Below are 19,951 nucleotides of genomic sequence, written 5' to 3' on the forward strand. Positions count from 1 at the left end.
CGAAGTTTGATTAACTCCGAACTGCCGGGTGTCCTGACGGCGCGGGGTGTTAGTATTGGCCAGGGTGTTCATCCACCCTCCTAACAGTCTGATTCTCCACGATCTAGTCGAGAGGTTCGGGCACGAGCCGCTCTCACTACCGAAAGAGATAGGCAAGCGGGTACGGGACCCAGAGATCGACTCACCTCCGATGAACGTGACCCCGCAGGACGCGAAACGTGGTCTAAAGTACGCGGCCGTGGAGGTACCTTCGGGTGTCAGAGGCAGGATGGCTCTGATCGGTCCACTTATAGAGAAGGCCGACGCCGCCATCGTAGTCACGGGCATCGAAGACATCTCCTTCGGCTGCTTAGGCTGCGATAGAACGAACGAGTTCGTGACGTACCTAGTTCGACGTCAGGGTATACCGGTGCTGGAGCTGGAGTACCCGAGATCGGAAGAGGAAGCGAAAGTGTTCGTCCGTGAGATTCGAGACTTCTTGGAGTCGTTATAGGGGTGACCCCCGTTTGGCAGTCCATATCGCTCAACTCTCGTGCGGCACGGAGTACAGTGGTGTTCAACCCGAGATAGAGCGCGCTGCCGAACGGGTCGGAGCCGAGATCGTACTCCCCGAGGTAGACATCGATATCGTAGAGGAAGCTTGCGAGGAGGTAGGGTACACCCCGAAGAGCGCGAACTTGAGGGTACTCCTTGCCCGTGCTTACGCGCTCGCGAACGGGTACGCGGAAGCCGACGCAGCCATTATCCTTACATGCTTCAGGTGTGCCGAAGGTGCCCTCGTGCGTAACGAGGCCCGACGGTACCTTCAGGAGAACACCGATCTCCCCGTCGTCACCTACTCGTTCACTGAAGACCTCGACGCTAGCGAGTTACTCACGCGTATGGAGGCACTAGTCACGATAGTGGAGCGGAAGGGGCTGCTAGCCCGGAAGAGGCAGGAGGGGCTCACCCTCGGTATCGACTCTGGTTCCACCACCACCAAAGCCGTGGTGATGGAAGACGACGAGGTGATCGGAACCGGATGGGTGCGGACAACGAAAGTGGTCGAATCCGCGGAAAAGGCCGTGGAAAGAGCGTTAGAAGAGGCAGGATACGAGCTCAATGACATCGAGGCGATAGGCGTGACCGGATACGGCAGGTACACCCTCGGCCGCCACTTCGACGCCGACCTGGTGCAGGAGGAGCTCACTGTCAACTCTAAGGGAACGGTATACCTGGGTGATAAGCAGGAAGGTGGAGCGACCGTAATCGACGTTGGCGGGATGGATAACAAGGCGATCACCGTTTGGGACGGAATTCCGGATAACTTCACGATGGGCGGAGTGTGCGCGGGAGCGTCAGGCCGCTTCCTCGAAGTAGCCGCGGACCGTATCGGCGTGGACCTGGACGAGTTCGGTAAGATCGCTCTGGATGGAAATCCAGAAGCCGTGCGACTGGACAGTTACTGCATCGTATTCGGGATCCAGGACTTGGTGACCGCGCTGGCCGAGGGTGCGGATCCCGAGGATGCCGCCGCTGCCGCATGTCGGAGTGTCGCAGAGCAGATCTACGAGCAGCAACTCCAAGAGATCGACATCCGAGAGCCGGTGTTCTTCGTAGGAGGAGCCTCGCTAGTCGAAGGCATGGTGAAGGCGTTAGAGGACGTGATCGGCGTCGAAGTAGTTGTGCCCGAGTATCCCCAGTACATCGGGGCCGTCGGTGCCGCTCTCCTGGCCTCCAACTACGTGTGAGGGGATCTGGTTGTGTACGAACACATGGGAAAGAGGATCCTCGTAAGGGCGTCCGAAAAGGAAGCGGCCGAGCTGTATTACGATATCGCTAGGCACGCGGCCACCGATCTGGGACTGGCGAGGACGATCACCGCAGCCGTGTTCCACCTAGACATCGAAGCCCCGCTCTACGCCGCCGCAGTGCGAACGCGTCCCATGCTCAGGCCGGTGACGCTGGGAAAGGTCTCGCACCTTGAACTCGACGATGAAGAGGGCACTCTCAAGGTATCTGTCGCGGTGGAGCGCTACTTCCCCGATGTGATCCGAACGTTGCAGGATGTATTCGGAGAGGATCGGGTCCGGCACGAAGAGCGCCTCAAAATCACGGTCGAGCCACCCGAGGGGATGAGTTCAGAACATCTCGAAAAACTCGAAGAGCTCGTCGTCCACGATCCTCGGAAGAAGCTCGCCCATAGAGTGTACGACCTCATCGAACGGGTGAGACCGGAAGGGTTCCGAGTGGCCCGATACGCGCGCTTCGATCGGGACTTTCTATACCTGGCCAGTGAAGGCGTGCTCAAGGACGAGTGGACCGACTTACTTTTCGAGCTGCCGGGGGATCTAGATCGTGTCGGAGAGCGCCGGGGGCCGAGTGAGTGAGAGGATCGTGTCCGAACGACCACCCGTGTTACGTCGGTGAGCACGGGAAATTCGTTAAGGTGCACCTACCCGTGGGCGGACGGTGTAACATCCACTGCCGTTTCTGCGAATCCGGACTCGAGCACGAGGGAGTACGGGTGGATTATCCTGGGCGTACCGTCCGCACGATCACCGGAGGTGAGGCCAAGACGGTCCTCGAGAGGGTAAAAGAGCGCTGCGGACGCGTCGACGTCGTCGGGATCGCCGGACCCGGTGACCCACTGGCGAACTGGGAGGACGTGAAGGAGACCTTCGATATCGTCGCCGAAACAGTACCGGAGGCAAAACGCTGCCTGTCCACCAACGGCGTGTGGCTACCCGGGCTGATCGATGAGGTGACGGAGCTCGTGCACTCGGTAACGATAACCATCAACGCGCTGGATCCTGAAGCCGCAGCCGAGATCTACGATCGGGCACTGACACCCGAGGGCGAGGTGCTGACCGGTAAGGAAGCCGCCCGATGGATCGTCGACAGGCAGAAAGAAGCCATGGACGCGCTGGAGAAGGAGCGCTACATACTCAAGAAGGTCAACTTCGTGCTCGTCCCCGGTGTGAACGAGGATGAGGTCGAACGTGTCGCGAAGCGCGCCGCCGACGCAGGGTTTCACGCCATGAACGTAATCCCTCTCATCCCAGGCGGCGATATGAAGGATCACCGACCGCCGACGTGCCGGGAACTCTCGAAGGCACGGGACCTGGCTGAGGAACACATCACCGTGATGCGCCGATGTATGCAGTGTCGCGCCGACGTGATCCACTGCCGCGGCAGACCTCGGCTGATCTGGGAGATGCTAGAAGAGGAATGAATCCGGGGGTCACGAGCGTGTTCGAAACCGTGATCTATGAAGGGGGCGTGTATAAGGCCGATGAGATGCGCGACCTGGTCGAGGACCTCGGAGGGTTCATCCTGTCCGAGCACAAGATGCAGTTGGAAGTTCACATGGTTCTAGCCGTACCAGTCGATGACCTGGATGTCGTGGAGCGGAAGGCGGAGGAGCTCCTCGGAGAGATCAGGAGGATGCCGCTGGCTGGCACCGAGATCGCAGTCGTGGGAATGAGCCTGGCCCGTCATCATATGCCACATCCCGTGTGCGATATCGCCGAGTACCTCAGGCGCCACGGCGCCAAGTCCAACGTGATTGGATTGGCAAGAGGTTACGGACGCGAGCTGGCCCAGCTGCGCGCCCGAGAGAAACGCCTCCTTGAGGAACACGACTTGGTAATATTCGTCGTAGGGAACTTCAAAGACTGTATCGAGAAGTACAAGCTTCCGCTGGTACGACGGATAGAACGTGTGCCGGTCGTCGTAGTGGGAGGTCCGGAGGGGATCGACGCCGACGACGTGGTGTACGTAGGAGGAGTAGGTAGGAAGCCATACCGGTTCAGGAAGGGTCGCGAGATCACGAAGCTCGACGAGATCGTCGACGTCGTCTCGAAGATTATCGAAGAGCGACGACAGGAGTTGGCCGAGGACCCGCCCGCCGTCCCGCCGATGGTAGTGAAGGATCGGATCAACCGGGAGCTTAAGATCGAAGAGAGGTTCACCTCTCCCATGCCGATCACACTCCAGCTCGACGGTCTTCGGGTGAAGGCACCGTACGACGAGTGGGCGGACCGAGTGGCTGAGGTCAAGGTCTTCGGGTGGAAGCTCCGGGAAATCGCGGATATCAGGCAGTCTGAGATGGACGATCACATACTAGTGAAAATCAAACCTAAGAGCGCGGTGACCGGATGATCACACCACCCAGACGACGATGACCAACGACTCCCCCACTACCACGTGATCACCTAAGGGCTTTCCGAACACTGTTTTCCTGCAACCCAGGTAGTCTAGACGGTCACATAACTCGCGGACTTACACCACGACCGATCACGAGCCGATGGACCGTCGGTCTCCACACCATTCCACCTCGGAAGTATCCTACGTCACCAGCGCTAGATCGTCAGGCGGCCTCCCGCTGTTTCACCCTGTCGTATAGGCCTATCCGCTCCCGCCAGTAGCGACGAGCTTCTTTCTCACCCCTCCAGAGACGCACGATGTGAAGGCCGTACCAAGCCGGCCACGGAGCCAACACGTCCGCTAGGATGTCTCGAACTGTTCCGGGTAACCCTCTGAGCACGCTATCGATTATTACTCTTCCGCCACCTGGCCGCCCAAGCCGACGCAACGGATTGAACTCGACAGACCTTAGGATCGAGTGAATCCGACTGACTCCTTCTCTCACTATCTCCTCAAGCTTTCGGAGCACCTCCGCACGGTGCTTGGCGGACATTTGCGTGAGTCGCCTCAGCACCGGTACGAGGGCCCTACGGACCGCCTTAGCCACGAACCACTTCGCCTTCCTATGCTCCGACAACCTCGGGGCCGCGAGTCTGATTGTTTCGAGCCATTCTCGGAGAAACCGAACTGATTCGTTGTCTTCTCTGCCTAAGTAGATGGTGCGGCCACGCTCGCCCTTCCGCGGCTTCCACCTGGCCTCGTAGTACGGCCCATACACCTTCCCGTTCACCGACCGGTACGACGCACCCAAGAACGGGAGGATTCCACGCCTCAACGTTTCCATCAACACCCGGAACACCCGAATCAACTCCACAGGGTCCTTCGGGACCTCCATCGGGATACCCAACCGGACCGGGTCGAGTATCGGCGGTCCTCCAGGTCTGACGTTCATTCGATACCCCCCACTCCTGGCGCCGAGCGCATTTAAAATTCTTCCGATTACAGACGCACAATATTGGCGTTGAGCTTAAGTTTGTGCGAACGTCTAATTCTCCCAACAGAACCACCGGGACCGTCAGAACCACGGCATCCGTGTGTGGTGTGTGAGGGGAGTAAATGATTTAACTGACCCGGTCGAGTCCACGGTCAGACCAACGCTCGCACAAATGGGAATGGTTGGAGAGGAGGGCAAGAGGGAGGCTCCCACCGGTCGGGGGTCGAGGCCCATGAGCCGCGGCACCAAGGCCGGCATCTACCGAGATGTACTCGTTATTGAAGTTTTCCCCGGTGCAGTCCCTGACACCGGAACGCTCCGAGCCTTGAGCGATAGAGATCGTAGGCTACTCCTAGCAGCGGCCGGATACGACGTAACCGAGTTCTGGGCTAGGAGTTTCATAGGACTGCTCTTCGATCACCCGACGCCTCTCGTTAGGGCATCCGAGAGGCACGAGAAATTGCTACCGGAGGCGACGGTGGTAGCGGTCCGCGAGTTGTGCGATCGTATTGAGCCCGAGAAGCTACTGGAAATCCGTAACCGTGTGGCTTCAGGAGAGACTCCGAGGGAAGCCGTACGCCGTGTCCTCGGATCCAAGATGGCCGGAGCCGTTTCCAGACTGCTCGGACGTGTGATGGGTTACGTACAGTCCGACCCGCTCTCCGTGTCCATCACCCTCCAGGTGTTAGGCGCTATGATTGCAGCGGGTAAACGCCTTGAAGATGTGTCATCGGTCTTAGTCGTTATCCCGGACTTAGAGCACGTACGCATCGACGGATACCGGTTAGCACGTCGAGTTTACTCCAACCTCCTAAGGGCGATGAAGTCCCTCAGGCACCACTTCAACCCACGAGTTAGGGTGCGAGTGTACGTAGCCACTGGTGATAAATTGGAACACCCAGCAGGAAATTCTATAGAAGAAGAGCTGATCGAGGCGTACGAGGAGCTCTCAAGAAAGCCCACCGTTAGACGCTTCTTCCCGGAGCGTGGTTACTTCACCGAGGTGCCTTGGGACCGTGCGCTTGCCGAGTTTTTTGTGCGAGTCATCCGAAGGGAGCTTCACCGTAGATCTCTGAAGGTCGCCCGAGCCGCGAAGCGTGAGGGTACCTCGGGGAGAGAACTGTCTGAGGTGTACGGTAGGGAGTACGGCAAGTGGTTGAGTAGGTGGTTCAAACGAGGTCGTCGGTGGTTGAGTTTTCACAGACCTAGCCCGGCACTCTCCGATATCTCCTGCTACTTCGTAGCGTCAGAGGCGGGAGTGGAGGGTTATCACGAAAAGTTCCTGATAAAGATACTTAGGAAGGTCGTAAGGGAAGTCGTCGAACGTGGGGTAACGGGACGGCGACTTGTGCGAAGGATAGTCAGAAAGGTCGCCAGAGCCATGAGGAAGAACTTCAGGGTTAAAGGGGAAACACGTGAAAGTATCCTCCACATGGCTAAGCTACTCAGCGGTAGACGCAGATCCGCGTTAGGCGGTAAGACTCTACTAGAAGCGTTCGGAGCTCCTCCACCGAATTGAAAGTACCTTTGGGCGGTAACCCCCACAACCGCAGTGGTGGAGGTGCCGGTAATTGTTACGATTTCAATAACATTTGGGCACCGTAACGAAAAGACCTTTACCTACAGTTAATTTCAGATCTAGTATGCAACTTTCGCTAAATTAATTAATCTAATTTCGTTGAGCGAACAAAGGTGGTCGCAGACGGCCACGGCACCTCGGTAGTAGATAAGTAACCATATAGTAACCCTCTCTATTTGGTTTTCTATCCGCCGGATTACTGTCAAGAGTGTAAGGACTGCGGGTGCGAGAGGAATGGATGTGAAGACGCTAGTAAGAGAGTACTACGCCTCACTTCCCAAAGGGGTGTTGCGAGAGTTCGTAGAGGACCCAAAATCCCGCGAGTGGGCGTACACATTCATAAAGGGACAGGACATCGTGTTCACCCGAAAGCGAAGGCTGGATGAGGTCTCAGGGTTCTTAGAGCTGTACCATTCGACTGGGAAGTTCAAGAACCCGAAATCGTGGGAGGGACTTCTCGGCTGGGATCTGGTGATCGATGTGGACGCGGAGCTTCCGGAGGAACCCGAAGCATTCCTAAGATCACTGGGGACACTACTCAAGGATGTAGTGATAGCATGCGATGAGTTACGCCGGGCATTGGGATTCCCGCGACCGGACGTGGTTAATTTCTCTGGATCCAAGGGGTTTCACGTGAGGTACTTCGACGGTTCCGTGCGACGGTGGCTGAGGTGGGATCTACACGAGCGTCGGGGTATAGAGTCCGGAGAGATCATCCAGCGAGTAGGTCGTGGGATCGTGTGGTTGGCGCGTGAGGGTTTCGTGGCTGGGGACAGGGTGCGTGTACTCCGCGAGGGGCTCTTGGATGATTCGATGTACGATCTTAAGCGACTGATCCGGTGCGTCGGATCGATGAACGTCAAGTCGCTACTCCCCGCCGTACCGGTGTGGTCACGAGAGGAGGGTCGGTGGTCGGACTTCCGGGACGAGGTCCTAGGGATGGACGATTTGGAGCTGGGATGCCTGGTCGCCCACCGCGTGTTGGCCTGGCCCGGCCGCGGGGGATTGGGAGAAGTACTTTCCCGAGTACTCGACTTGGACACGGATGCGGATCCGGAGGATCCAAGCGACTTCATCGAGGTATGGGGGAACGTGATGTCGGTGCTGGGGGCGCTTAATCCGTGAGGTTCGTGGTACCGTTCGCGGATAGGAGGGACCGAAAGACCAGGCTGTCCTCGTGCATGGACGAGGAAATGCGTGAGAAGTTCGCGTTGGCGATGTTAAGGCACGTGGTAGATGTGCTCTCCAAGTTTGGCGAGGTAGAAGTAGTGACTCCGGACACACGTCTGTCGGTGCCTGGGGCGAAGGTACGATTGAGTAACGCGAGTCTCGACGAGCTACCGCTCCCGGACGGCGAATTCGGGCTGGTGATGTCGGATCTACCGTTGCTGTCCGAAGAAGACGTCGAGCGGGCGTTGGAAGGGTTGGAAGATGCGGATGTCGTTCTCTGTCCGTCCCGACGAGGTGGTACGAGTGGGGTGTTTGTCGGGGAGGGTGTGCGGTTCAGGCCGACGTTCGGTGGTGTGAGCTTCCCTAGGAACTTGAAACGGGCGGAAGAGCGAGGGATGGAAGTCACTGTGGTGAAATCGTTGGGGTTCTTCGCCGATGTGGACGAGCCGGAGGATCTGCTCGACGCAGCGCTGTTGGGGAAGGAGGAAGTGGCGAGGATCGCGCGCTCCGTCATCAACGTTTGACGGCACCTTTTGTGCGACTTTTATTAGAGAGTCCCGCGAGACGACACGCGCCGGAAGGGGGCCGGATTAAAGAAGTATGGAGCGCGCCTGGGCGGGGGGCTGCCATTGTTATCTCGGGAGGAAATCCTCGAGGTCCTCTCGGAGTACGATCTTAAGGATCTGTCCATAGCTACGCTCGGAAGCCATACCGCACTCCACATTCTAAAGGGCGCCAAAGAAGAAGGGTTGCGCTCCGTGGTAGTCTGCGAAGAAGGCCGCACAACACCTTATGAGCGACTCGGGGTCGCCGATGAGATCATCGTGGTGGAGAGCTTCCAAGACATGCTCGACGAGGAAGTTCAAGAGCGTCTTCGGGAGTTGAACGCTATCGTCGTGCCGCACGGGTCCTTCGTCGCTTACGTCGGCCTGGACGGGATAGAAAACGAGTTTTGCGTACCAATGTTCGGAAACAGACGGTTACTACGCTGGGAAAGCGAGCGTTATCTGGAGCGAAAGCTTTTGGAGCGGGCGGGTGTGAAGGTACCGAAGGTATTCGACTCACCTGAAGACATCGATCGCCCGGTCATCGTCAAGTTCCCCGGGGCCAGAGGGGGGCGTGGGTACTTCATCTGCTCCGACTCGGAAGAGTTCGAGGAGAAGGCGGAGCGGCTGATCGAAGACGGTGTTATCGACGAAGAAGATCTCGAGCAGGCACACATAGAGGAGTATGTGGTCGGGACCAACTTCTGCGTCCATTACTTCCGGTCGGTCGTGGAGGATACCGTCGAGGTCCTGGGGATGGATCGACGTTACGAGACCAACATCGACGGCCTCGTCCGGATGCCGGCGAGCGATCAACTGGAAGCGGGATTGGAACCTTCGTACGTCATCTCGGGTAACATCCCCGTGGTCGTGAGGGAGTCCCTACTGGTGCAGCTGTACGAGATGGGCGATCGCGTGGTACGTGCGTCCGAGGATATCGAGGAACCCGGCTTCATCGGGCCGTTCTGCCTCCAAACTCTGTGCACCGAGAACCTCGAGTTCTACGTCTTCGAGCTTTCCGCCAGGATAGACGGTGGTACCAACGTGACCTTCCTGCCGTACGCGTACCTGAAGTTCGGCGAAATCGTGACCATGGGTCGCAGGATAGCCAAGGAGGTACGCGAGGCTCGGGACAAGGGGCTCCTCGAAGACGTCGTAACCTGATCTCTCCGTGCGAAAACCGTTTTCCAAGTCGTCGGTACGGCCGCCGCCGGTGTTACCTTTCACCTAAACGTTCATCCTAAACGTTACGAGTATTATAACGTTGGGGGTGCTCGGATATGCTCCTGATAGTCGCTGGACACGATCCTACGGGAGCCGGTCTCAGGGCGGACGTGGTGACGGCCGGAGTCCTCGGGATACCAGCGATTTCTCTCCCGACGTTGCTATCGCTCCAGGATGAGGGCGTCGAGTTAGTCGAGCCCGTTGACTCGCAGTTCTTATCGGATTGCTTGGCTCGATACGTCCCGAGGTGCGAAGTCGTCAAAGTCGGGGCCGTCCCCACTTTAGAGATCTTCGAGATACTGGCGAAACGGCTCCGTAACCTGACGGTAGTATGGGATCCTGTGTTCAGAGCCGAGGCCGGAGGGGTGTTATCTGAAGCGACTCCTGAAGAGGCGTTGGAAACGTTCGGTGAGACGGTCGATATCATAACTCCCAATACGGAAGAGTTGAGCCAGCTGGTCGGTAGGAGGATACGCACTACGGTGGAGGCTGAGCTCGCAGCCCGTGAGCTGGTGGAGGAGTACAGCTTGACGGGCGTCCTCGTCACGGGGGGGCACTCCGCCGACAGACTCGATGTATGGGTGCCGGCCGAGGGGGACACCATCGCGTGGGAGATGCCTCCGGGTGAAGGCGCTCACGGATCCGGGTGCGTGCTCTCCACGGCTCTCGCGTGCTTCTTGGCCCGAGGGTTGGGCCCAGAGACTGCCGTAGAACGAGCCGTTCGGTTCGCGAGAGCGGCGGTCCGAAAGGCTCGAAACACGCCCTTCGGTCGTGTGGTAGATCCCGCCGCACAAATCAGACGTGACGCGGCGTTGGGGAGGGCAATGCAGCACGTGATCCGGGCACTCGAGATCATCGAGTCGGATCCGACCTTCGCGAGGGCAATTCCACAGGTTGGAATGAACGTAGCGGAAGTCTTCGATCCCTCAATGGGTCTCGAGGGTGTGATTGGACTTTCGGGTCGAATCGTCCTCGACGGTGATGAACCTAGCGTGGTCGGCTACCCGGTTCCGGGCGGTTCCAAGCACGTCGGCACCGTGGCTCTGACGGCCCATCGGCTTGATCCCTCGGTCCGGGCCGCGGTAAACGCTAGTTATAACGGGGAGTTCATCGAGAGGGCTCGTGATCTCGGGTTCGTGGTGTCTTCGTTCGACCGGTCGGAGGAGCCGGAGGAAATCGACTCCACGATGGAATGGGGTACCGAGGTAGCGTTTCGAAAATCGGACGACACCCCCGACGTTATCTACGACGAGGGCGATGTAGGCAAGGAACCGATGATACGCGTGCTCGGTAGGAGCGCCGTGGAGGCCGTGACCAAGCTGAGGATGTTGTTGGGGTGAGGTAAGTGGGTCGGTTCGAACGAATGCTGTACCTCGATACGATTTCTCGAAGCCATGCGGATTTCGCCAAGAGGGTGATCAGAAGGTTAGAGCCGAAGGTCGAGGTGAGGATAGAGTGTCTATCGAAGTACGAGCAGGAGGATGACGCACTGACGTACGACGGTCGTCTCAAGGACGAAAAACCCTGGAAGGAGTTCCTGCGACGGCTGAGGAGTGAGAGTTCGAATACTGTGGTGGCTACCGCGCTGAACGTGCCACCCGACGTGCCGGACGTGTCCCCGGATCCGACCGTGGTCGTCGGTGTGAACACAGGTGACCATCCCAAAACACTTGAAGTAGCTAGACTTGCGGACGTTGTCGTCGTCGGTCGTCGCCTGTACTCTCCCGGTACGGGCCCTCGCGAGTTCGATCGTGTACGTTCGGCGAAGCTTCGGGACGGTACGGTGATAGTGGATGTCGAGGATCTAGGCCTCAGATACGCCAGCGAAGCGGTGCCAGTGATCGCTGTTTTGGTGGCGGAGAACGGCGTTGAAGGGTTGGTTCGGGACCTCAAACGCAACCGCGTAAGGACCCTGGCAGAAGAAGCTCTCCGTGGTCTATCGCTCTCCCGGGTGTAAGATCGCACGACGGAAAAACAGCTTCATCCGGGGCTGCGAGGATCGGCGGCTGCTATGGGAGCGGCCTGGAGTTTTCCAGCGCCTTCCGTTACCCTTTGGATCGCGTAGGTCCGGCTGACCCGCCGGTGAGAGCTCTTTCGCCGATCACAAACCTCCGGAAACGTTATTCGTACCGTAACGTTTCGCGGTGTGGGGGGTCGCTTGCGTCGGTACACGATCCGCCCCGCGGACTTTGTCACCGTCGTGTCCTACTTCGAGGCCAAGGAACTGTTACGCGTCATAGAGAAGGGCGAAGAGGAAGCTGAAATCCGATTAGACCTGGGCTTGCGCTCTGGGAAAGTCTGGATTGACGGTGATGCAGTCATCGTCGAGGGCGTGGAGTTAACTCGGGACGACCTTGAGTCTATGACGGAGTGGAAGGGCGCTTACGGGCTGACTACCGATAGCATATACAAAATCGAGATCCGGGCCGAGCACTACTACAAACTCCTCCCGGTAAGACCCGGCGAAGCGCCGACTATCGAGATCGACGGCATCAGGATGCACCGCACTAAGTGGACTGATCCTTGGACCGATGCCGGCGTTAAGGTGGGTAGAATCGGGGTGTCCGGTGGGGATCGCGTCCTCGACATATGCACTGGATTAGGCTACACCGCACTGCGGGCCGTGGAACGCGGTGCGGATGTCATCTCCGTCGAAAAGGACAGGAACGTCCTCGAAATCGCCGGTGCGAACCCTTGGTCGCGAGGGTTAGAGGGGGTTGATATTCTGTTAGGTCCCGCGGAGGAAGTGGTTCCGTCCCTCGATGACGAATTCGACGCTATCGTCCACGACCCCCCTAGATTGGCTAGAGCCGGTGAACTGTACTCCGAGAATTTTTATCGCGAGTTACTGAGGCTTCTACGGCCCGGCGGCCGGCTCGTCCATTACGTCGGAGCTCCTGGGAGCCGGTATCGTGGGAAGGACGTGCTCGCTGGGGTATCCCGTCGTCTCACACGCGTGGGGTTCGAGGTGGTAGACGTGGACCGGAAGTGGGGGTTAATCACCGCTGAGAAACCCAGTGCTCGAGTGTAGGGGTGGGTAAGAACGTCCCACCACCGACCCGTCTGACGGCTTCCGCCGTCTCGGCGATCCCTGCGCGGAATAGGTGGGTTTCACAGTGGCAATCTGAGCATCCGAATCCTCGAATCCCGGACACCATACCCGACAGTGCTGCCGCCAGCTCACATTCACGGTCGCCTTCCATTATCCAAGCGCCCTCGACCTCCGGTCGTGCCTGGGAAAGCAAGTAATCGATATGCCAGTGTGGTTGCTCCGCTCCCTCCCGAGCCGATTTTAAGTGACGCCCAAGGCGACCCCTTAGCCCGGAGGGACCCCGTCCCATACCAGACCCGATGTAGGTCCAGCTCCCGGCCTCCACGATCACGTCTCCCAAGCTTCCTGCGTTCACCTCGACACGTCTGTTCACGCGGAAGACGAGAGCGTACGAACCGTGATCCGGCAGCACGGGGGAGTACCCCCAAATTGTCTGGCCACGGTCGTTTGGTCCTGGCGTTACTCGTGATCCTGGTGGGTGCGGTAGTAGCCAACGCGGGGAACCTGATGCACCCACTTTTAAGCAGAGACTCGCGCGCTCACGTGCTCAAGATCTGGTACACATACCACATGCTCGCCGACGGTCGATGGGACCCGTGGTGTCCGATGTGGTACTCGGGATTCCCGTACCTCACGTACTACGGGTCTTTGGGGTACCTAATCGGCGCCGCCGTAAACGCGGTGGTCAAGGATCCGGTACGGACGTTTGTTGTCTGCCTGGTTGCCGCCTCCGCGTTAATCGGAGTGGGCGTCTACGCGCTCGTTCGGGCTCGGGGGTACGCTAGAAAGATAGCCGTAATCTGCGCGCTTCTGGGCCTCACTTCCGGAGGGTTCATGAAAGCGCTGAACTGGGAGGGCGTTTACCCGACGATCCTATCCCTTGGGTTCGGGTTCCTGGCGCTTTCCTGCTATGAACGGTGGTTACGGGGTGAGAGGTGTCATCTGGCCTATGCGACGTTATTCCTGGTGCCCGCCTATTACTCCCATCCGCTCGGCGGTCTACTTTCCGGAGGATTAATCCTGACCCGTTGGGTCGCCGAAGCCCTGTTCCGGGAGGAGTTCCGAACTCCCGGGTTCCTGTTGCGATCCACGGCACCCGTTGTCGTCGGGTTCGCGATCGCGTTCCCGCACTACGCGGCAGCGATCTACTACAAGAGGTTCCTATCGGAGCTGTGGTTGTACCCGCCTGGTTCCGTTGCGGGAGTTCTGAAAGACCTGGCCGTGGGTGGCAAATGGTCCACCGGACTGCTCGTAACGGCGACCGGCATCGTGGGCGTCACCTACGAGATTCGACGTCGCACCGGGTTCGGCTTGTTCGCGCTGTTCTGGGGCGTGATCTCGATCGTGGTGGCCTTCGCCTTCGTTCTAGGGTACTGGAAGTATCTCCCCCTAGGTAAGAACATGCTCGCGGAGCGTTACACGACGGTCCTCATGCCGATGCTGCTAGCGGTGGCGGCGGCCCCAGTCGTTCGTCAATTGCTCCGGTCGATAAGAGCTGCTTGGGTGGTTCCTCTAGGAGTTGCGGGTTTGCTCCTCTCCGGTAGCATCGGGGCTCTGACGTACGTTCCTCCGGAGCCTCCACACGTCACTCCTTCGGCCGTGAAGTTATGGAAATGGATGAAGGACAGCTGGCCGGACGACTCGTACACCGCCCGTTGCGATGCTGACCCTTACACGCATCTTTTCGACGCGAGCGTCCCGATTTCACCGATGTACTCCGGACACCCGACGATCATGGGGTGGTTCTCTCAAGGAGATCCGATGTTCTTTTCCCTAGCTGCTCGCTGGGAGTGGGAGCTCGGTTGGGTATACGATACCAACGCACTCAAAACCTCGCTCTGGGCGACCAACACCCGGTACTTATTGACGAAATCCTCGCTGCTATCGAAGAAGTTGTCCCGGGAGCCGGGTTTCGTGCTACGGAAGAAGGCCGGTGACTACAGTGTGTTCGAGTTCTTAGGCCATGGTGGTTCCGCGTGCGTCGTCCCACACCCGATAGCGGTAGTGGATCGTCGCTTGGGCCTTAGGACCGAGAACGCGTATTACACTACGCTCCTCAACTTCGTCGCGACTCCCGGTAACCGGTACGTGTTCGTCGACGCCACGTTTCGCGACGCGAGGAAGTTCGACAGAGTGATCGTGAGACCTCTGACACCGGGCGACGTGGACCGGGCGGTGAAGTTAGCTCGTGAGGGTCGTAGGGTACTGCTCATCCTACCGGTCTTCGACCCTCGGGTCGCCCGTGCCGTTGAACGTCTCGGTGTCAAGGTAAGTCCGGCCAGTCCACCTTCTTTCGTTCCACTCAGGAAGTACCTGCCGTTCGCGTACCGAGTGGATGGCAGATGGTGGAAGGACGTGCGCGTCGGTCACGGGCTCGTCCGCGTATGTGGTGTGGACGTGGTATACTTCGTCATGCGATTCCACAGGCTCATCAAGGAGGTGCAAACCGAAGGGTACCGCATGCCTAGGTTACCGACGGATAAGGAGCGGAAATTCGTCAATGGGGTCTTGCGAGGGTTCGATTCCGGGAAACCCACTCGAGTTCACCTGGAGTACCGTGGTGATCCGACCATGATGCGAGTGCGTGGTAATGGTTGGGTGTACTTGAAGGTCAAGTACTTTCCCGCGTGGCGGTCTTCCGACGGTCCCGTTTATCCTGCCTCATGTGGACAGATGCTGGTGCGAGCCCACGGAGACACCATACTGAGGTACGAACTACCACAGCTCCTGTCCTACGGCTCTTACGCTGCGGCCGTACTAGGCATTCTGGCGCTCGGGGCGATGCTATTATGGATGTGATCAGGGCCGTGCTGGTTACACTGTCACTGCTGTACGGGATTGGATGGACGTCGACCGTGGTGAACTGGGGTATCCCACACGAGATGGTCCGGATGAGCGCAGGGATTTACCAGTCGACGGGAACCACCACGCAGCTGACGTTGAACCCGTACCGGGGAAGGGCGACCTTGACAGTGGCCTACGACCCCGCCGTTCTGGTAAAGTTAGGAGATCGAGGGAAACCTGTGCGCCTCTCACCGAGTTCGCTGCGTGTCGGTAGGGTCAAGGTGAAGTCGTACGGCGACGCGGTCGTGATTCACGGCCCGTGTTCCGTCCGTCCTTACGTATCTGCACACGGTGTCATGTACTCCTTCGATATCATCGATACACCCGGGTTCTCCGCATATTTCAACAGATCCGGTTACCTGGTGCTCGTCAGTCACGGTAGGACGACAAAGATACGCGTTCTTCCGCTGATGCCGCTGATCTGAGGGGTCTCAATCGTGCCCGAACTCCCCTACGTCGCAGTCCCCAAATACATGGCGGAACGCGCTAGAAGGGCACTGTCTAGGGAGGATCTTCTCGCCAGGAACGCCAAGGTGCGACGGGAGGAGGACATGGTGCTTTTTCCAGTACGCGATGTCAGACGTGCGTGCAGTGTGCTTGAGGAGCTCGGGGTACCTTACGAAGCTGGTGAAGCCGAGTTCGAACGGACCGTCGAACACCGGAGCGTAGAGGATGTCCTCGAGGACAGCCTCGGATGGTCCGTGCCCGTACCTTACGACGTGATCGGCGACGTGGCCGTGGTTCAGATTCCCGACGAGTTGCGTGGGCATGAACGCGAAGTCGGCCGAGCGATCATGAAGGTTCACCGACGGGTCAGGGCGGTCTTCGAGCGCGGTCCCGTCCGGGGGATCTTCCGCGTTCGAGACCTTCGCCGTATAGCCGGAAAGGGCCCCGCGATGACCGAACATCGAGAACACGGGTGCAGGTTCCGGGTCGATCTGGCTCGGTGCTACTTCAACCCGAGGCTGGCCACCGAGCGTCGGTTGCTCGCCGAGGACGTTGTGAAGGAAGGATCCACAGTACTCGATCTCTTCGCCGGCGTGGGCCCCATCACGGTGATCTTGAAACGGTTCGTCCCGAGCGTAGATGTCACCGCCTGCGAACTGAACCCCGTCGCATACAGGTATCTCCTGAAGAATCTCCGGTTGAATAGGGTCAAGGCGAGGGCTTTCCTGGGCGATGCACGCGAAGTGTCACGGCTGGTGGGGAAGTTCGACTACGTGATAATGAATGTACCCAAGATGGCGCATCGGTTCGTCGAAACCGCGGTACGGTGTGTACGGCCCGAAGGTAGGTTGATTTACTATCGGATCGTCCCGAACGCCGAAGAAGCGTTCGAAGAGCTCCGGAGGAAAATCGATAGACCAGTGGAACTCGAGTCTCACCGGGAAGTGAAGCCGTACTCTCCGGAGGAGTCGCTATACCGGCTTGTGGTCCGCGTTCACTGATTCAGACGCTTCCTCAGTTCGTGAAGCAGGATAGCCACGGCACCAACTTCACCCACGTTACGCTCCGTACCCACGTACACGGCCTCGTCACCGAGCTCGAGCTCCTGTTTCGTCAATCCCGGCCTGGCGCTACCGAAGACGAAACAGACCTCTTTCTCCCGAATCTCCTCGGCTACGGCGTCGAAGTCAAGTGGCTTCGCTCCACCGTGCTCGGCGTCCTCGGCCATGTACGTCACATCCGGGGAAAGCACCTCCAGTGCCTCCTTCAGATCCCGGAAGAACAGGAGCTCGATCCCGGCCTCCAGGCAGATCTTTTGAGCTTTGGGCACCCCTTCCTGGGCCGCACTACCGAGTGCTCTGCTGATAACGAACCGCTTCACTCCGAAACCGGCTACAGTCCTGGCTATCTCCTCCACTTTTCTGGGACTGTGCACGTTGTGGTACACTACAGTCACGGGAATCACATGGAAACCCCCAAATATTAAGTACGAGAGTGGACTCTGGGGGGTGGTCTTGTGAAGAAGGTGGTAGCGCTAGGCATAGTCATCGTGGCGGTCCTCGGCGGTGCGCTAGGATATTACTATTACACGACGACGTCTAACGTAGTCCGGATCGGTTATCAACCCAGTGACCACCATGCGGCTCTCTTCGTGGCCATGGCCAAGAAAATGTTCGAGAAGGAAGGAATCAAGGTGGAGACGTACGAGTTCAAGGCCGGACCGCCGGAGACGCAGGCGCTGGCGGCAGGTAAGATCGACGTCGCTTACATCGGGTGCGTTCCTGCGATCACGGCGTACTCCAAAGGTGTGCCGATCAAGATTGTGGCGGGAGTGAACCAAGAGGGTTCCGCGATCGTGGTGCGTAAGGATGAGGCCGGCGAGATCAAAGGCATCAAGGACTTGAAGGGTAAGCGGGTCGCGGAGCTCATGAAGGGATCCATCCAGGATTGTATGTTGAGAATCGCGCTGAAGCGGGCGGGCCTGGACCCCGATAAGGACGTGGATATCGTCGAGATGAAGACGGCCGACGCCGTGAACGCACTCGGGGCGAAGCAGATCGATGCGTTCATCGAGCCCGAGCCGGGTCCGGCGATGGCAGTCAAGAAGGGGTTCGGCGTCCGGCTCATGGACACAGGTAAGATATGGCCCCACCACCAGTGTTGCGTGCTCGTGATGCGGAAGGACTTCATCGAGCGCCATCCGGACCTCGCTAGGAAGGTACTTCGGGTCCACGTGATGGCCACGAAGTACGTGCAGGAGCATCCCGACGAGGCCGCCAAGATCACGGCGAATCAGCTAAAAGTGCCAGAGGAAGTGGAGAGAGAGGCGATGCAACACGTTCGCTACTCCGTGGACTTGGACGTGGATAGCATCAAGATGTTCGCCAGGTTCCTCAAGCAACTCGGTTACATCAAAAAACTACCGGACTGGTCCGATTTCATCGACCTGAAACTGCTCAAGGAGGTGGCCGGTTAAGTGATACGGAACTACGATGAGCGGCTCGAAACCCTGCTGAAGGTGTCGGCGCCGGTAGCCGTGCTCGCAATCTGGCAGGCTGTGAGCGGACTCGGTTTGATCAATCCGGTCCTCCTTCCCCCTCCCTCCCAAGTTTTCTCGGTGTTCGTCGATATGCCTGGGGAGATACTGAAACATGCGATAACCAGCCTCTACCGGGTGGCTGTCGGGTACTCGATCGCGGCGGTCGCGGGGGTCTCGCTGGGCGTCCTGATGGGGACGTACCGTACGGCTCACGCAGCGATGGACCTCCTGATCGAGATCGTCCGTCCGATACCGCCGATAGCGTGGATACCACTGGCCATCGTGTGGTTCGGGATCGGCGACCCGTCCGCGTTCTTCATCATCTTCGTGGGTTCGTTCTTCCCGATACTGATCAACACTATCTCCGGTATCAAGGGTGTCGACAGAATCTACATCGAGGCGGCCCTCAACCTGGGTGCTGACGACACTGCGCTGATCCGGCACGTACTGGTGCCCGGGGCGCTACCCAGCATCTTCACCGGCCTGCGGGTGGGACTGGGAGTCGGCTGGATGTGCGTCGTGGCTGCCGAGATGATCGCGGCGAAGTCCGGACTCGGATACATGATCATCGAGGCACAGCGTATACTGGCGACCGACCAGGTTATCGCGGGCATGATCACGATCGGTCTCTTGGGCCTCGTGATGGACCGCGGGTTCAGATACTTCGAGAGGAGGGCGCTCGCATGGAAGTGATCCTGAAGGTTGAAGACCTGCACAAGAGCTACGACGACCTGAAGGTGCTGGACGGCATCACGTTCGAGGCCTCGGAAGGTGAGTTCTTCGCGATCGTGGGTCCCAGCGGGTGCGGTAAGACTACTCTCCTCAAGATAATCGCCGGACTGGAGGACTACGACGCGGGCAAGGTTCTGGTGGATGGAAAGGAGGTTCGGGAGCCCGGACCCGACCGCGCTCTGGTCTTCCAAGAGTACGCCATCTTCCCGTGGAAAACCGTGTTGGAGAACGTCATGTTCGCCCCACTGATGCAAGGAAAGGACCCGGAGGAGGCTGAGCGCATCGCTCGGGAGTGCCTCAAGGTCGTCCCGGGACTCGAAGGGTTCGAGGACGCCTATCCCAAGCAACTTTCCGGCGGCATGAAGCAACGCGTCGCCATCGCCAGAGCACTTGCGGCCGAGCCCAGGATCCTGCTCATGGACGAGCCGTTCGCTGCCGTGGACGCCCAGACGCGCAACAAGATGCAGGAGGAGCTTCTGAAAATATGGGAGAGAACGGGGCGAACCATCCTCCTAGTGACGCATAACGTCGAGGAGGCGGTGTTCCTGGCCGACCGCGTGATGGTGCTCTCACCCAGGCCCGCCGAGGTAGTCGATATAGTCGATATCGACCTACCACGACCCAGGGACAGGACCGACCCGGAGTTCGTCGAGCTGCGGGCCCGAATACTCGACATGATCGGAAGCCGATGATGACG

General features: G+C 58.8%; 21 protein-coding genes. 18 read left to right on the top strand and 3 right to left on the bottom strand.

The genetic code is table 11. The features are described from left to right. Window positions 1-55 precede the first annotated feature (55 nt). The 5 genes from BW921_RS04595 to BW921_RS04615 are packed head-to-tail and all read left to right on the top strand — an operon-like array spanning window position 56 to window position 4,143. Window positions 56-493: a methanogenesis marker 5 protein gene (locus BW921_RS04595; protein ID WP_168168750.1), complete on the top strand. Its 438-nt coding sequence runs from the start codon at window positions 56-58 to the stop codon at window positions 491-493. A 13-nt stretch (window positions 494-506) separates the two neighbouring features. Continuing rightward, window positions 507-1,730, top strand: a complete 1,224-nt coding sequence (locus tag BW921_RS04600) for a methanogenesis marker 15 protein (protein ID WP_148688758.1) — start codon at window positions 507-509, stop codon at window positions 1,728-1,730. Window positions 1,731-1,742: 12 nt separating this feature from the next. Next, entirely contained in the window at window positions 1,743-2,369 is a 627-nt protein-coding gene (locus BW921_RS04605) for a methanogenesis marker 17 protein (protein ID WP_148688759.1), read from the top strand. Beyond that, a complete protein-coding gene (locus BW921_RS04610) occupies window positions 2,366-3,214 on the top strand; it encodes a radical SAM protein (RefSeq protein WP_148688760.1) in 849 nt (282 codons plus the stop codon). Before BW921_RS04605 ends, BW921_RS04610 begins: the two co-directional genes overlap by 4 nt. A gap of 17 nt (window positions 3,215-3,231) precedes the next feature. Continuing rightward, window positions 3,232-4,143 (top strand): methanogenesis marker 7 protein, encoded by a 912-nt coding sequence (locus BW921_RS04615; RefSeq protein WP_148688761.1) that lies wholly within the window; start codon window positions 3,232-3,234, stop codon window positions 4,141-4,143. 208 nt (window positions 4,144-4,351) lie between these two features. Here the strand turns inward: BW921_RS04615 and BW921_RS04620 are convergent, their stop codons facing one another. Next, a complete protein-coding gene (locus BW921_RS04620; protein WP_148688762.1) occupies window positions 4,352-5,080 on the bottom strand; it encodes a DUF1678 family protein in 729 nt (242 codons plus the stop codon). A 274-nt stretch (window positions 5,081-5,354) separates the two neighbouring features. On the opposite strand from BW921_RS04620, the gene BW921_RS04625 reads away from it, so the two are divergent. From BW921_RS04625 to BW921_RS04655, 7 genes are all read left to right on the top strand, one after another. After that, the gene (locus BW921_RS04625) at window positions 5,355-6,641 is read left to right on the top strand and encodes a hypothetical protein (protein WP_148688763.1); all 1,287 of its coding nucleotides are present in this window, start codon (window positions 5,355-5,357) and stop codon (window positions 6,639-6,641) included. Window positions 6,642-6,935: 294 nt separating this feature from the next. After that, window positions 6,936-7,826, top strand: coding sequence for a hypothetical protein (locus BW921_RS04630; protein ID WP_148688764.1), 891 nt, complete (start codon window positions 6,936-6,938; stop codon window positions 7,824-7,826). Continuing rightward, the gene (gene cofC, locus BW921_RS04635; RefSeq protein WP_148688765.1) at window positions 7,823-8,395 is read left to right on the top strand and encodes a 2-phospho-L-lactate guanylyltransferase; all 573 of its coding nucleotides are present in this window, start codon (window positions 7,823-7,825) and stop codon (window positions 8,393-8,395) included. The genes BW921_RS04630 and cofC overlap by 4 nt, the downstream gene beginning before the upstream one ends. Window positions 8,396-8,500: 105 nt before the next feature. After that, window positions 8,501-9,580, top strand: coding sequence for a formate--phosphoribosylaminoimidazolecarboxamide ligase (locus BW921_RS04640; RefSeq protein WP_148688766.1), 1,080 nt, complete (start codon window positions 8,501-8,503; stop codon window positions 9,578-9,580). Window positions 9,581-9,696: 116 nt separating this feature from the next. Continuing rightward, window positions 9,697-10,980 carry a thiamine-phosphate synthase family protein gene (locus BW921_RS04645; protein WP_148688767.1) on the top strand — a complete coding sequence of 428 codons (1,284 nt, stop codon included), beginning with the start codon at window positions 9,697-9,699 and terminating at the stop codon, window positions 10,978-10,980. A gap of 5 nt (window positions 10,981-10,985) precedes the next feature. Further along, a complete protein-coding gene (locus BW921_RS04650) occupies window positions 10,986-11,597 on the top strand; it encodes a hypothetical protein (RefSeq protein WP_088335749.1) in 612 nt (203 codons plus the stop codon). Between the two features lie 201 nt (window positions 11,598-11,798). Further along, window positions 11,799-12,671, top strand: coding sequence for a methyltransferase domain-containing protein (locus BW921_RS04655; RefSeq protein WP_148688768.1), 873 nt, complete (start codon window positions 11,799-11,801; stop codon window positions 12,669-12,671). Here the strand turns inward: BW921_RS04655 and BW921_RS04660 are convergent. Beyond that, window positions 12,640-13,104 carry a DUF123 domain-containing protein gene (locus BW921_RS04660; protein WP_148688769.1) on the bottom strand — a complete coding sequence of 155 codons (465 nt, stop codon included), beginning with the start codon at window positions 13,102-13,104 and terminating at the stop codon, window positions 12,640-12,642. The genes BW921_RS04655 and BW921_RS04660 overlap by 32 nt on opposite strands. Before the next feature lie 17 nt (window positions 13,105-13,121). Here BW921_RS04660 and BW921_RS04665 point away from each other — a divergent pair, with 17 nt between their 5' ends. The 3 genes from BW921_RS04665 to BW921_RS04675 are packed head-to-tail and all read left to right on the top strand — an operon-like array spanning window position 13,122 to window position 16,984. After that, window positions 13,122-15,491, top strand: coding sequence for a 6-pyruvoyl-tetrahydropterin synthase-related protein (locus BW921_RS04665; protein WP_168168751.1), 2,370 nt, complete (start codon window positions 13,122-13,124; stop codon window positions 15,489-15,491). Then, window positions 15,482-15,961 (top strand): hypothetical protein, encoded by a 480-nt coding sequence (locus BW921_RS04670; RefSeq protein WP_148688771.1) that lies wholly within the window; start codon window positions 15,482-15,484, stop codon window positions 15,959-15,961. Before BW921_RS04665 ends, BW921_RS04670 begins: the two co-directional genes overlap by 10 nt. Window positions 15,962-15,973: 12 nt before the next feature. Then, window positions 15,974-16,984 (top strand): class I SAM-dependent methyltransferase family protein, encoded by a 1,011-nt coding sequence (locus tag BW921_RS04675; protein ID WP_148688772.1) that lies wholly within the window; start codon window positions 15,974-15,976, stop codon window positions 16,982-16,984. Here the strand turns inward: BW921_RS04675 and BW921_RS04680 are convergent. Then, window positions 16,978-17,448, bottom strand: a complete 471-nt coding sequence (locus tag BW921_RS04680; RefSeq protein ID WP_168168752.1) for a RecB-family nuclease — start codon at window positions 17,446-17,448, stop codon at window positions 16,978-16,980. The genes BW921_RS04675 and BW921_RS04680 overlap by 7 nt on opposite strands. 51 nt (window positions 17,449-17,499) lie before the next feature. On the opposite strand from BW921_RS04680, the gene BW921_RS04685 reads away from it, so the two are divergent. Genes BW921_RS04685 through BW921_RS04695 form a run of 3 tightly spaced genes read left to right on the top strand, consistent with a single transcriptional unit; the run spans window position 17,500 to window position 19,946 of the window. Continuing rightward, a complete protein-coding gene (locus tag BW921_RS04685) occupies window positions 17,500-18,459 on the top strand; it encodes an aliphatic sulfonate ABC transporter substrate-binding protein (protein ID WP_168168753.1) in 960 nt (319 codons plus the stop codon). Next, window positions 18,460-19,215 carry an ABC transporter permease gene (locus BW921_RS04690; protein WP_148688775.1) on the top strand — a complete coding sequence of 252 codons (756 nt, stop codon included), beginning with the start codon at window positions 18,460-18,462 and terminating at the stop codon, window positions 19,213-19,215. After that, window positions 19,206-19,946 (top strand): ABC transporter ATP-binding protein, encoded by a 741-nt coding sequence (locus tag BW921_RS04695; protein ID WP_148688776.1) that lies wholly within the window; start codon window positions 19,206-19,208, stop codon window positions 19,944-19,946. Before BW921_RS04690 ends, BW921_RS04695 begins: the two co-directional genes overlap by 10 nt. Window positions 19,947-19,951 lie beyond the last annotated feature (5 nt).

Origin of the sequence: Methanopyrus sp. SNP6 (assembly GCF_002201895.1) — an archaeon.
Lineage (GTDB): Archaea > JAADCQ01 > Methanopyri > Methanopyrales > Methanopyraceae > Methanopyrus.

What these genes read in the sequence shown, in the direction of transcription:
- BW921_RS04625 (WP_148688763.1), top strand. Translation starts at nt 5,355, where the DNA reads ATGAGCCGCGGCACCAAGGCCGGCATCTACCGAGATGTACTCGTTATT.
- BW921_RS04620 (WP_148688762.1), bottom strand. Translation starts at nt 5,080, where the DNA reads ATGAACGTCAGACCTGGAGGACCGCCGATACTCGACCCGGTCCGGTTG.
- BW921_RS04695 (WP_148688776.1), top strand. Translation starts at nt 19,206, where the DNA reads ATGGAAGTGATCCTGAAGGTTGAAGACCTGCACAAGAGCTACGACGAC.
- BW921_RS04645 (WP_148688767.1), top strand. Translation starts at nt 9,697, where the DNA reads ATGCTCCTGATAGTCGCTGGACACGATCCTACGGGAGCCGGTCTCAGG.
- BW921_RS04630 (WP_148688764.1), top strand. Translation starts at nt 6,936, where the DNA reads ATGGATGTGAAGACGCTAGTAAGAGAGTACTACGCCTCACTTCCCAAA.
- BW921_RS04670 (WP_148688771.1), top strand. Translation starts at nt 15,482, where the DNA reads ATGGATGTGATCAGGGCCGTGCTGGTTACACTGTCACTGCTGTACGGG.